Annotated in this window: 6 protein-coding genes and 1 pseudogene; 1 reads left to right on the top strand and 6 read right to left on the bottom strand. The window is 75.0% G+C overall.

The window, feature by feature from the left end:
• From AQJ30_RS23210 to AQJ30_RS23185, 6 genes are all read right to left on the bottom strand, one after another.
• The coding region (locus tag AQJ30_RS23210) for a homocysteine S-methyltransferase family protein (protein WP_159052354.1) at positions 1 to 2139 on the bottom strand (2139 nt) is incomplete at its 3' end.
• Positions 2136 to 3116, bottom strand: a complete 981-nt coding sequence (locus AQJ30_RS23205) for a carbohydrate kinase family protein (protein WP_067237372.1) — start codon at positions 3114 to 3116, stop codon at positions 2136 to 2138. The genes AQJ30_RS23210 and AQJ30_RS23205, both read right to left, overlap by 4 nt.
• Before the next feature lie 73 nt (positions 3117 to 3189).
• Entirely contained in the window at positions 3190 to 4416 is a 1227-nt protein-coding gene (metK, locus tag AQJ30_RS23200) for a methionine adenosyltransferase (protein WP_067237370.1), read from the bottom strand.
• A 363-nt stretch (positions 4417 to 4779) separates the two neighbouring features.
• On the bottom strand, positions 4780 to 8313 hold the full coding sequence (locus AQJ30_RS39850; RefSeq protein ID WP_067237368.1) for a condensation domain-containing protein: 3534 nt from the start codon (positions 8311 to 8313) through the stop codon (positions 4780 to 4782).
• A gap of 586 nt (positions 8314 to 8899) precedes the next feature.
• On the bottom strand, positions 8900 to 9850 hold the full coding sequence (locus AQJ30_RS23190; protein ID WP_067237365.1) for an aromatase/cyclase: 951 nt from the start codon (positions 9848 to 9850) through the stop codon (positions 8900 to 8902).
• Between the two features lie 108 nt (positions 9851 to 9958).
• Entirely contained in the window at positions 9959 to 10705 is a 747-nt protein-coding gene (locus AQJ30_RS23185) for a thioesterase II family protein (RefSeq protein ID WP_067237363.1), read from the bottom strand.
• A gap of 722 nt (positions 10706 to 11427) precedes the next feature.
• Here AQJ30_RS23185 and AQJ30_RS23180 point away from each other — a divergent pair.
• Positions 11428 to 12230, top strand: a pseudogene (locus AQJ30_RS23180) (Fe-S oxidoreductase); the annotation flags it as partial.

The following is a 12230-nucleotide window of genomic DNA, read 5'->3' as shown; positions in this document are numbered from 1 at the left end:
GACGGCCGCCTTCATCACCTCGGCGGACTGCAGCACGAACGGCAGCTGCATCTGCCCGGAGCCGAACAGCTCCCCCACGACCTTCATCCCGTCCAGCAGCGTCTCGTTGACGATGTCCAGGGCCGGCCGCGTCCGCAGCGCCTCGTCCAGATCGGCCTCCAGGCCGTTGCGCTCACCGTCGATGATGCGCCGCTTGAGCCGCTCCTGAAGCGGCAGCGCCGCCAGCTCCTCGGCCCGGCCCGCCTTCAGCGACTTCGCCGTCGCCCCCTCGAACAGCTGCATCAGCTTCTGCAGCGGGTCATAGCCCTCACTGCGCCGGTCGTGGATGAGGTCCAGGGCCGTGCGGACCTCTTCGTCGTCGAACCGGGCGATGGGCAGGATCTTGCTGGCGTGGACGATGGCGGAGTCCAGGCCGGCCTTGACGCACTCGTCGAGGAAGACGGAGTTGAGCAGGATGCGCGCGGCCGGGTTCAGGCCGAAGGAGATGTTCGACAGGCCCAGCGTGGTCTGCACCTGGGGGTGGCGGCGCTTGAGTTCGCGGATCGCCTCGATGGTCGCGATGCCGTCCTTGCGGGACTCCTCCTGACCCGTGCAGATCGTGAACGTGAGGGTGTCGATGAGGATGTCCGCCTCGCGGATCCCCCAGTTCCCCGTCAGGTCGGCGATCAGCCGCTCGGCGATCTCCACCTTCTTCTCCGGCGTGCGGGCCTGGCCCTCCTCGTCGATGGTCAGCGCGATCAGCGCCGCCCCGTGCTCCTTCGCCAGCCGCGTCACCTTCGCGAACCGCGACTCGGGCCCGTCACCGTCCTCGTAGTTCACCGAGTTGATCACCGCGCGGCCGCCCAGCTTCTCCAGACCGGCCTGGATGACGTCGACCTCGGTGGAGTCCAGCACGATCGGCAGCGTCGAGGCCGTCGCCAGGCGCCCGGCCAGCTCCCGCATGTCCGCGACCCCGTCCCGGCCCACGTAGTCGACGCACAGGTCCAGCATGTGCGCGCCCTCACGGATCTGCTCGCGGGCGATCTCCACACAGTCGTCCCAGCGGCCCGCGAGCATCGCCTCACGGAACTTCTTGGAGCCGTTGGCGTTGGTGCGCTCCCCGATCGCCAGGTAGGAGGTGTCCTGCCGGAAGGGGACCGACTGGTAGAGGGAGGCCGCGCCCGGTTCGGGCTGCGGGGAGCGGGGGGTGGGGGTGAGGTGGCGGACGCGTTCGACGACCTGGCGCAGGTGTTCGGGGGTGGTGCCGCAGCAGCCGCCGACCAGGCCGACGCCGAAGTCGCGGACGAAGTCCTCGTGGGCGCTCGCCAGTTCCGCCGGGGACAGGGGGTAGTGGGCGCCGTCGGCGCCCAGTACGGGCAGTCCGGCGTTGGGCATGCACGACAGGCCCAGGCGGGCGTGGCGGGCCAGGTAGCGCAGGTGCTCGCTCATCTCGGCGGGGCCGGTGGCGCAGTTCAGGCCGATCATGTCGATGCCGAGGGGTTCCAGCGCGGTCAGGGCGGCGCCGATCTCGGAGCCGAGCAGCATGGTGCCGGTGGTCTCCACCGTCACCGACACGATCAGCGGCAGGTCGGTGCCGGCGGCGTGCAGGGCGCGGCGGGCGCCGAGGACGGCGGCCTTGGTCTGCAGCAGGTCCTGGGTGGTCTCGACGATGAGGGCGTCGGCGCCGCCGGTGATCAGGCCTTCGGCGTTGGCCTGGTAGGCGTCGCGCAGGGTGGTGTAGGGGGCGTGGCCGAGGGTGGGGAGTTTGGTGCCGGGGCCCATCGAGCCCAGCACCCAGCGCGGGCGGCCGTCGCGGGCCGTGTGGGCGTCGGCCGCCTCGCGGGCCACGCGGGCGCCGGCTTCGGACAGTTCGGTGATGCGCTCGGGGATGTCGTACTCGCTGAGCGCGGCGTGGTTGGCGCCGAAGGTGTTGGTCTCCACGCAGTCGACGCCGGCGTCGAAGTACGCCTCGTGCACCGAGCGCACGATGTCGGGGCGGGTGACGTTGAGGATCTCGTTGCAGCCCTCGAGCTGCTGGAAGTCGGCCAGGGTGGGGTCCTGGGCCTGGAGCATGGTGCCCATCGCCCCGTCGGCGACGACCACGCGGGTGGTGAGGGCCTCGCGCAGGGCCTGGACGCGGGCGGGGTCGTGGGCGCTCATGCGGTCTCTCCGAGGACGGGGGTGAGCGGGCCGGCCGCACCGGGGCCGTAGGCCTGCTCGACGAGGGCGGACAGGTGCGCGGCGTCGACGGTGTGGGACTGCGAGCCCACCGCGCCGAGGGCGACGCCGGCCAGGGCGCAGCCCAGGCGGGCCGCGGCCAGGGTGGGCACGCGGTGGCTGACGGCGGCCAGGAACCCGGCGCGGAAGGCGTCGCCGACGCCGGTGGGGTCGACGACGGAGGCGGGGACGGCCGGGACGCTCAGGGCCGGCCGGCCGGCGCGTTCGATGCGCACGCCGTCGGCGCCCAGGGTGGTGACCCAGGTGCCGACCCGGTCGAGGACCTGCTGGTGGCTCCAGCCGGTGCGCTCGGCCAGCAGCGCGGCCTCGTAGGCGTTGGTGAACAGGTAGGTGGCGCCCTGGACCAGGGCGCGGGTCTGCTCGCCGTCCAGGCGGGCCAGCTGCTGGGAGGGGTCGGCGGCGAAGGGGATGCCCAGGGCGCGGCAGCCGGCGGTGTGGCGCAGCATCGCCTCGGGGTCGTCGGGTGAGACGAGGACCAGGTCGGGGCGGTGGGTGGCGGTGAACAGGGCGGCCAGGTCGATGTCGCGGGCCGTGGCCATGGCGCCGGCGTAGAACGCGGCGATCTGGTTGGCGTCCTGGTCGGTGATGCACACGAAGCGGGCGGTCTGGCGCTGTGCGCACACCCTGACGCCGGCGGTGTCGACGCCGTGTTCCTTCAGCCACACCTCGTACTCGGCGAAGTCGGCGCCGACCGCGCCGACGAGCAGCGGTGACAGGCCCAGGCCGCCCAGCCCGAAGGCGATGTTGGCCGCGACGCCGCCCCGGCGCACCTCCAGGTCGTCGACGAGGAAGGACAGCGAGAGGTGGGCGAGCCGGTCGGGCAGCAGCTGGTCGGCGAACCGGCCGGGGAAGACCATCAGGTGGTCGGTGGCGATGGATCCTGTCACCGCGATGCGCACGAGAACTCCTTGAATCGCTTCGGTCACCGGCACGCGGGCCGGCCGCGCCCGGCCGCCCGGCGGGGGGAGGGGGTCAGTTGCCGCCCGCGGCCCTCTTCAGGGCGTCGGCGCGGTCGGTGCGCTCCCAGGTGAAGTCGGGCAGTTCGCGGCCGAAGTGGCCGTAGGCGGCGGTGGGGGCGTAGATCGGGCGCAGCAGGTCCAGGTCGCGGATGATCGCGGCCGGGCGCAGGTCGAACACCTCGCGGATGGCGTGCTCGATCTTCTCCACGGCGACCGTGTTCGTGCCGAAGGTCTCCACGAACAGGCCCACGGGGGCGGCCTTGCCGATGGCGTAGGCGACCTGGACCTCGCAGCGGGCGGCCAGGCCCGCGGCGACGACGTTCTTGGCGACCCAGCGCATCGCGTAGGCGGCGGAGCGGTCCACCTTGGAGGGGTCCTTGCCGGAGAAGGCGCCGCCGCCGTGGCGGGCCATGCCGCCGTAGGTGTCGATGATGATCTTGCGGCCGGTCAGGCCGGCGTCGCCCATGGGGCCGCCGATCTCGAAGCGGCCGGTGGGGTTGACCAGCAGGCGGTAGTCGTCCGTCTCCAGCTTGATGCCGTCCTCGGCGAGCTGGGCCAGGACGTGCTCGACGACTTCGGTGCGGATGTCGGGGGTGAGCAGCGACTGAAGGTCGATGTCGGCGGCGTGCTGGGTGGAGACCACGACGGTGTCCAGGCGGACCGCCTTGTCGCCGTCGTACTCGATGGTGACCTGGGTCTTGCCGTCCGGGCGCAGGTAGGGGACGGTGCCGTCCTTGCGGACCTGGGTCAGGCGGCGGGACAGGCGGTGGGCCAGCTCGATGGGCAGCGGCATCAGGTTCGGCGTCTCGTCGGTGGCGTATCCGAACATCAGGCCCTGGTCGCCGGCGCCCTGGCGGTCCAGCGCGTCGTCCTCGTCGGTGCGCTCGGCGCCCTCGACGCGGGTCTCGTAGGCGGTGTCGACGCCCTGGGCGATGTCCGGGGACTGCGCGCCGATGGACACCGACACGCCGCAGGAGGCGCCGTCGAAGCCCTTGGCGGAGGAGTCGTAGCCGATGTCGAGGATGGTCTCGCGCACGAGCTGGGCGATCGGGGCGTAGGCGGTGGTGGTGACCTCGCCGGCGATGTGGACCTGTCCCGTGGTGATGAGGGTCTCCACCGCCACGCGTGAGGCGGGGTCCTCGCGCAGCAGGGCGTCGAGGATGGTGTCGCTGATCCGGTCGGCGATCTTGTCGGGGTGTCCCTCGGTCACGGACTCCGAGGTGAACAGACGACGGGACATGGCTCTCCTGGCGGTGTGCGGCGGTTGCGGCGGTTGCGGCGGTTGCGGCGGTTCGGCCTGCGGCACGGACGGGCATCGCCGGCGACCAGGGGAGGTCGCCCGTGCCACTGCCACGATGCAGACCCCGGAACGAGGCACGCTCGAAGCGGGAGCGAACAGCGGTGGAGGGGGTGGGGGGGTGGGGGGCCGTTGGGGGTCGGGGGCAGGCCACCTCGCCCCGGACGCCGCGCGAGACCTGACGCAAGCGCGGGTCGCCGTACATGACCCGTACGGGAGCCGTACGGGAGCCGTACGGGATGCGTGTGCTCCCCGTACGGGGCGTGCGGGCGGGCGTTACGGCGGGGTGTCGGGCGTCAGGCGGTGTCAGGTGTCGGGGGTGGTGGCGTCGTGCAGGGCGCGGGCGAGGGCGTGGACGGCGTCCTCGTCGTCGGGGGTGCCGGCGAGTACCACGCGGGGCGGGCGGTGGCCGTCGGCGGCGATGCTGCGGGCCAGGGCGCAGGCCAGGGCGCCCGCTCCGGAGAACCCGCCGAGCAGCAGGGGCCGGCCCTGGGCGCGGGCGGCCAGGGCGGAGCGGGCGGCCGCGTCGAGCACACCGGCCGCGCCGGCCGTGTGGGCGGTGGGGGGTGGGGGGGTGAGGACGAGGAGTTCCTGGGGGCCCCGGTGGGCGGGGGGCAGCAGGTCGTAGCAGCCGGCGGGGGTGCCCGGCGGGGGGATCAGGCAGATGGTGCCGGCCTGGGGGGCTGCCGCGGCGCGCAGGGTGCGCAGGGCGTCGTGCGGGCCGGGGGCGAAGGTGTCGGCCATGCGCGGCACGGCCCTGCCCTCCAGCAGTTTCAGGGCTTCGGCGACGGTGGTGAACTCTTCTGCGCGCAGGGGAAGTTCGCGCAGGAGCATGGCGCTCTGCACGAGCAGTTCGGCGGCGGCGTCCTCGTCGAGCAGGGCGCGGTCGTGGACGGTGGTGACCACCAGGCCGCCGGTGTCGTCGTGGTGGGCGAGCAGTCCCAGAGGCAGCACGGAGCGGGCGGGTACGGTGCCGGCGAACTCGGCGCGGATGCCGTGGGCGGCGAGGTCGTCGTGCAGGGCGTGCAGCGGGTGCGGGGGGTCCTCGAAGACGATGAGGGTGCCGGCCTGGACGCCGGCGCCGGCGGTGGCGGTGGCGGTGGCGGTGTCGTCGGGGTGGAGGAAGTCGCCGAAGACCCATTCGTAGGCGGCCAGGTCCAGGGCGCGGTCGCGCAGGGTGCGCAGCAGGCGGGGCACGGTGTGGGCGGGGTCGACCTCGAGGTGCACGGGCAGGGCGTTGCGCAGGGGGCCGGGCATGCGGTCGGCGCCGTCCAGGGGGATGCCGCGGCCGGGGACGCTGACCGCGAAGAACACCGGTGCGGGTCCGCTGGCGCCGCTGGCGCGGTAGATGAGCATGGCCCACACGGCCTGCAGCACGCTGCTCTCGGTGGTGCCCCAGCGGCCCGCCCAGTGGGCCAGGCGGCTGGTCTCGGCCGCGTCCAGGCGCAGCCGGGCGCGGCCGACGCCGTTCAGTCCGGTGGCGCCGGCCGGGCGGGCGGGACGGCTGGCGGCGGGGGCGGGTGGTGTGGTGCGGGCGGTGAACTCCCGGCCGCTGTCGCGGTCCTGGGCGGCGATCCAGGCGCTGTAGTCGCGCAGGTCGGGGCGGCGTTCGCCGCCGGGCAGGGTGCCGCCGGCGAGGTAGGCGCGGTAGAACTCGCGCAGCAGCAGGTGGGCGCTCCAGGTGTCGATCAGGGCGCGGTGGTAGGTGAGCACGATGCGGGTGGGCAGGGAGGCGGCGGTGGGCCGGGCGGGGCCGGGCTCCAGCAGCATCAGGCGCAGTGCTCCGGGGCGGCGCAGGTCGAAGCCGCGCAGCCGGTCGCGTTCGAGGAGGGGGGACCAGTCGCCGGCGCGGTGGACGCGGCGGGTGATCTCCACGGTGACGCGGCTGTGGACCATCAGCTGGGGGCGGGGGCCGCCGAGGAACGCGGTGCGCAGGACGCTCTCGTGGTCGAAGACGGACTGCCAGGCGGCGGTGAAGCGGTCGGTGTCCAGCGGGCCGTGCCAGACCCAGACGAGCTGTTCGACGTGGCGGCCGGTGCCGGGGCGGGCGTCCGCGCCGGTGAACAGGGCCGTCTGCTGGGGGGTGGGCGCGAACGCGGCCGGGACGGGCGCGTCGGCCGCCTGCGCCAGGTCCCGCAGCAGCTGGTGCAGCTGTTCGGCCAGGACCCGGGGCGGGGCGGCGGTGACCGTGCGGGCCGCGTCGGGCAGCCAGTCCAGCTCCACGCGCAGCCCCGCGCCGGTGAACCGGACGCCGGCGTTGACCGGGTACGGCGTGCGGCGGGGGGCGGCGGCCGGGCGGGCGTGGCCGGGCAGCAGTTCGTGCGGGCCGTACAGGGTCAGGCAGGCGGGGGCGGGGGGCAGGCTGCGCAGGGTGTCGCGCAGCAGCGGGTCGGGGCTCCACTCCCGGCAGGCGCCGAACCCGCCGCCGGCGGCGGCCCGGCCCGCGGCGGCGGCCAGCGCGCCGGACGCGGCGGCGAGCCGGCCGAGCGGGTCCAGGCCGCCTTCCAGGGCGAGGTGGACGGGATACGCATCCGTCAGGCGGCCGACGTGGTGGCGCAGTTCCGGGTGGCCGGTGCGGGGGTCGCTGACGACGTCGAGGCCGACCTCGTCACGGTCCTGCCAGTGGGCCAGGGCCAGCGCGAACACCCCGGTGAGCAGCTGCTCGGCGCTGAGTCCGAGCCGCGGGGCGAGCACGTGGGTGAGGCGGTCGGTGTCGTCCGGGCCGAGGGTGAAGCCGGTGTGCTGGGCGGGCACGGCACCGGGGCCGGTGCCGGTGGCGGAGCCGTACGCGGCGGCGGGGCCGGGCGGGGTGGCGGGGCCGGGGCCGGCCGCGCGGGACCTGCTCTCGGCGACCTGTGCCCAGTGGCGGGCCTCGTCCGGGTCACCGGCCAGCTCCCGCAGTACGGCGGCCCAGCCGGCCGGGGTGGCGGGTGCGCGCCAGGCGGGCGACGGGGCTGGGGTTGCGGGGGCGGCCGGGGCCGGGGCCGGAGTCGTAGCTGAGCAACCGTCAGCGTTGTTCGTGGCGGCGGGGGTTGGGTCCGGGGCGGGGTCCGGGTGTACGTCCGCTGCCGTGGCCGCGGTGGCCGTGGCGAGGGCGGTGGTCAGGTCGTCGAGCAGGGTGCGCCAGGACGCGGCGTCGACGGCGAGTTCGTGGGCGACCAGGACGAGCCGGTCGGTGCCCGGCCCGTGCGGCCGGCCGTCCCGGGCGAGCAGGGCCCGCAGGTGGACGCCGCGGCGGGGATCGAGGGTGTGTCCCACGGCGGCCACGGCCGCGGTGAAGCCGGCCTCGTCGGTGAACTCCCCCACGATGAGGTCCTCCTGGTCGCGGACCTCCTGCGTCCAGGGGTGTGCGGGTGCGGGCTGAGCGGTGAGGCGTCCGCCGGCCGGGTCCAGGCGCCAGCGCAGCTGGGGGTGGGCGGCCAGCACGGCGGCGAGCGCCTCGCGCACCGTCCGCGGCTCCGGCACGGCAGCGGGTTCGAGGTACACCGCTTGGTAGCGGCCGCTCCTGGTGGGCGGGAGCACCGCGTACTGGGCGGGGGTGAGCGGGTGGCCGGTTGCCGGTGTCCGGGTGAGGAGGTCGGCGAGGCGGCCCGGCACCGTCGTGCCGGGGGTGTCCTGGGCGGGGGTGAGGCGCAGGGTGTGGTGCTCGGGGGTGTGGCGTACCAGGTGGTGGTGCCAGCGGGCCGGGCCCGGGGCCTGGGCGGCGGCCAGGGCGTGTTCGAGTGCGGCCGGCTCCAGCGGGCCGTGGACCTGGCAGGTCCAGGTGTCCGCGTCCGGGTGCGCACCGGGTGCGGGCTCGAGGACCACGCGGATCGCCTCGGGCGAGGGGAGAGCGGTCATCTGGGGTTCGGGGACGCGCCGGCGGGCGCGGGGGTCCCCTTCTCTCCTCTCCGGGGGCGTGGCGGGCGGGTCGTACGGCGGGCGGGGTTCAGGGGCGTGCCGCGGCGGTGGCGGGGCGCGCGGCGGTGCGGGCCGGCGCCGGGGTGTGCCGGGAGTGCGGGCAGGGGGCCGCCGGGCGCGGGCGGCTGCCCTGGCGCGGCCCCCGGGGGGAGGGCGGCCGGGGGCGGGCCCGGGTCCTTTGCTGCGCGCTGGCGTGCATGGTCTCTCCTGCTCGGCGTCGTGCGGTGGAGGGGGCGGCGGTCATCACCACGCTAGGTGCCGGGTGGGGGCCGGGTCCGTTTTCCCGAGCGGGTATGGAGCGGAGCCCAAGCGGGACCCGAGTACGCCCTCCCCCGCGCATCCGGGCATGCCGGCACTCCCCTGCCCGCCCTGCCCGGGCGGCCGGCGCCGGCAGGGGAAGCGGCCGGCGCGGGCCGGCCTCAAGGGGGGCGGGACGGCGGGACGGACGGACGGCGCCCGCAGCCGGGAGGGGGCGGCTACGGGCGCTGTCCGGCCCGCGGGACGGGGCCCGGTCCGGCCGTGCGGGTCACAGCATGCGTACGGCGCTTTCGGCGTGCCGTTTGGCGTGGGCGAGCAGGGCGCGGCTGTCGCGGCCGAGTTCCTCGCGCACGTGCCGGCGGGTGTGGGCGAGGTCGCCGTGGTGGCCCAGTACGGCGGTGCTGTCCTCGCGCAGGACGACGCTGTGCTGGGCCAGGACGGTCACGCCGCGTTCGTCGGGCAGGACGGACCATTCGCCGGTGTGGGCCTCCAGCAGGACGTGGGGTGCGGTCTGCTTGTGGACGATGCGGCCGGCGTGGGGGAAGCAGATGCGGACCGAGTCGGTGGTGTGGCAGCCGTACTCGGTGAGGGTCTCCATGGTCATGCGCTGCACGCCGGGGGTGTCCTCGTGGACGTCGGTGCGGGTGACGTGGGGGACGAGGTCGGGCCAGTCCCCGGCCCGGTAGAGGAAGTCGTAGACGAGTTCGGCGGGGCCGTGCACGCGTACGGCTTCCTCGAAGGACAGCACGAGGTCGTCCAGGCGGGTCCAGCGTTCGGCGTAGCTCTTGAGTTCGGCGAGCTGGGTGAGGCTGGTGTCGTGGGTGGCGCGCTGGGCCCAGGCCCGGTCGGCGGGGCGGGCGGCGTCGACGCCGTAGTGGTAGCGCAGGTGCAGTTCGGTGCGGCCGGGGCCGCGCTCGGTGACCTGCAGGGTGCCGTTCATGGAGGTGAGGGGGGAGGCGGGCGGTTCCTGGCGGAACTCGATGCGGCGGCGCACCGCGTCCAGGTGGCGCCAGGAGGTCCAGGACTTCAGCTGTCCGTCCAGCAGGGACCACATCCGCAGCCGTTCGCTCCCGCCGTCGAAGTCCAGGCGTTCGGCGTGGACGTTCGGGGAGAAGTACAGGGGCAGTTTCGTGGCGTCGGCCAGGACCGCGAAGACCACGCCGGCGGGCGCGGCCACCTCGACCGTGTGCGTCGCCCCCTCGACACGCTCACCAGACATCTGAACACCTCCATGCAGGGCGGGGCGGCCTCGGCCGGTGTGCCGCGCGCGGGTGGGCCCGGCGGGCGGGACACCGCCGGCCCGCGCGGTGGGGCTGCGGCACGGGCATCAGCCGACGGGCGCCGGCTCGGGGACCAGGCGGCGGGTGACGCGGCAGGCCCGTCCCAGCAGCCGGGGCAGTTCGCGTGCGCCGCGGACGAAGAAGTGGCGTCCGGGGACGGTGCGCACCCGGACGGGCCCTTGGGTCCACCGGCGCCAGCCGTCGGCGACGGCGGCCGGTGCGAGCGGGTTGTCCTGGGAGGCCACCACCAGGACCGGTGTGGTCAGCGGGCCGGCCGGCGAGGGGGTGAGGGCGGCTTCGTCCAGGGCCTGGGCCAGTTCCAGGTCCGCGCGCAGCACCGGCAGCATCGCGCGCAGCATGATGCCCTCGTCGCTGGCGGCCGGTACGGCGCCGCGTCCGCTGAGCACGTCCAGGAGTTCGGCGTCGCTCATCGCCCGCACGCCGGCGGCCAGGGGCGCGCACGGCGGTGCGGCGGAGGCGACGGCCAGCAGGGCGGGGCCGGGCAGGCCGGCCTCGTGCAGTGCGCGGGTCAGGGTGAAGGCGATCATCGCGCCCAGGCCGTGGCCGTAGAGCACGTAGGGGCCGGGGCCGGGGTCGGTGAAGCGGGGCAGCAGCTGTGCGAGCAGTGCGGCGTGGGTGACCGGGCGGGGCCCGCTGCTGCCCGCGCCGCCGGGCAGGACGACCGGGACCACCTCGACGCCCTCGCCGGTGCTCGCCGCCCATCGGTCGAAGACCGAGACGCCGTCCGCCGAGTGCGCGAAACAGTGCAGCCGCACCGGCCGTTCGTCCGACATGGCACCCTCCTGTGACTGCGCCCCTGCTCGTAGCGGCGTGGAGTCCTGAGAGTGTCCCGGCGGCCTCGACTTCCGCTCGAGAGCGGGCTGAGGACCGCCCCAACACCCCTGCACGGCCCGCGTGCTGGGGGTCTGCGGGCGGCGGTGGCGGGCATGCACGGCCGTGCGCGGGCGGCGCGGCCGCAGGCATCCGCGGACATCCGGCAGGCTCCCGGCGGGCTCCCGGCGGGCGTCCGCGGACACGCGGCAGGCTCCGGCGGGCATCCGGCCGGCGTGCGCGGACATGCGGCAGGCTCCCGGCGGGCGTCCGCGGACAGGTGGCGGGTGTCGTGGGCCCGGGCGGGGGGCCGCAGGCTCGCGCGGGGGTCCGCGGTCCGTCGGTGATCCGCCGTGGTGGCGGGGCGGCGGGAGGGGGTCCCCTCCCCCGGCTCCGGCGGGGCGTCTCGAGTGCGGGTGGAGTCCGGCTGGAGCGGTGTCCCGGCGTGGGGCGGGCGGGCCGGGTGGTGCCGTCACCTGCCGCGAGGGGACCGGCCGGGCCCACTGATCAGGCCGTTCGCTCCCGCACCCGCGAGGCGCCCCAAGTCGGCGCGCCCGTACGGTTGGTGACGGTGGGACAGGTGGCGGGGGTGGAAGGGCTCTTGGCGGCGGGGGAAAGTGGGTAGCCTCGCACCACCCCCATAAGCTACCGCTCAGTAGAATCGCGCAGGTTGAGGAGTCCGCCCATGCAACTCGCCGCGATCGTCGTGTCGCTGGCCCTGACCGCCGTCGGCGTCGCCCTGTTCGTCCGTGCCATCGCCCGGCTCGTCCGGTTCTTCCTGCTCGGCCAGCCGGTGCCCGCCGGGAGCCGCTTCAACGACCCCTACCGGCGCAGTGTGACGCTGGTGAAGGAGTTCCTCGGCCACACCCGGATGAACCGGTGGGGGGTGATCGGGGTGGCCCACTGGTTCGTGGCCATCGGCTTCTACACGCTGCTGCTGACCCTGGTCAACGCCACCGGGCAGCTGTTCAGGCCGCACTGGGTGCTGCCGGTGATCGGGCACTGGCTGCCGTACGAGGTGTTCGTCGAGGTGATCGCGACGTTCACGTCGCTGGGCATCGCGACCCTGATCGTCGTGCGCCAGCTGAGCCACCCGCGCCGGCCGGGGCGCAAGTCGCGTTTCGCCGGGTCGAACTTCGGCCAGGCGTACTTCGTCGAGTGGGTGATCCTCACCATCGGCCTGGCGATCATGACCCTGCGGGGTCTGGAGGGCGCGCTGTCGGGGGTGGGGCACTGGGAGGCGGCGCACCTGTTCTCCTACCCGCTGGTGCGTGCGCTGTCGGGGCTGGACACCGGGGCGCTGGAGAACCTGGTCTACCTGGTGGCGATGACCAAGATCAGTGTCTCGTTCATCTGGATGATCGTGGTGTCGCTGAAGATCGACATGGGGATCGCCTGGCACCGGTTCCTGGCGTTCCCGAACATCTGGTTCAAGCGCAACGCGAACGGCGCCACCTCGCTGGGCGCGCTGCTGCCGATGACGTCGGG

Source organism: Streptomyces longwoodensis, from assembly GCF_001514125.1.
In the GTDB taxonomy this organism is placed as follows: Bacteria; Actinomycetota; Actinomycetes; order Streptomycetales; family Streptomycetaceae; genus Streptomyces; species Streptomyces longwoodensis.
Note: the sequence above shows the minus strand (reverse complement) of the source record. Positions and strands in the feature narration are given on the sequence as shown.

Bases quoted from the DNA above. Each gene is read 5' to 3' on its own strand.
- AQJ30_RS39850 (WP_067237368.1), bottom strand. From the start codon at position 8,313: ATGACCGCTCTCCCCTCGCCCGAGGCGATCCGCGTGGTCCTCGAGCCC.
- AQJ30_RS23190 (WP_067237365.1), bottom strand. From the start codon at position 9,850: ATGTCTGGTGAGCGTGTCGAGGGGGCGACGCACACGGTCGAGGTGGCC.
- AQJ30_RS23185 (WP_067237363.1), bottom strand. From the start codon at position 10,705: ATGTCGGACGAACGGCCGGTGCGGCTGCACTGTTTCGCGCACTCGGCG.
- metK (WP_067237370.1), bottom strand. From the start codon at position 4,416: ATGTCCCGTCGTCTGTTCACCTCGGAGTCCGTGACCGAGGGACACCCC.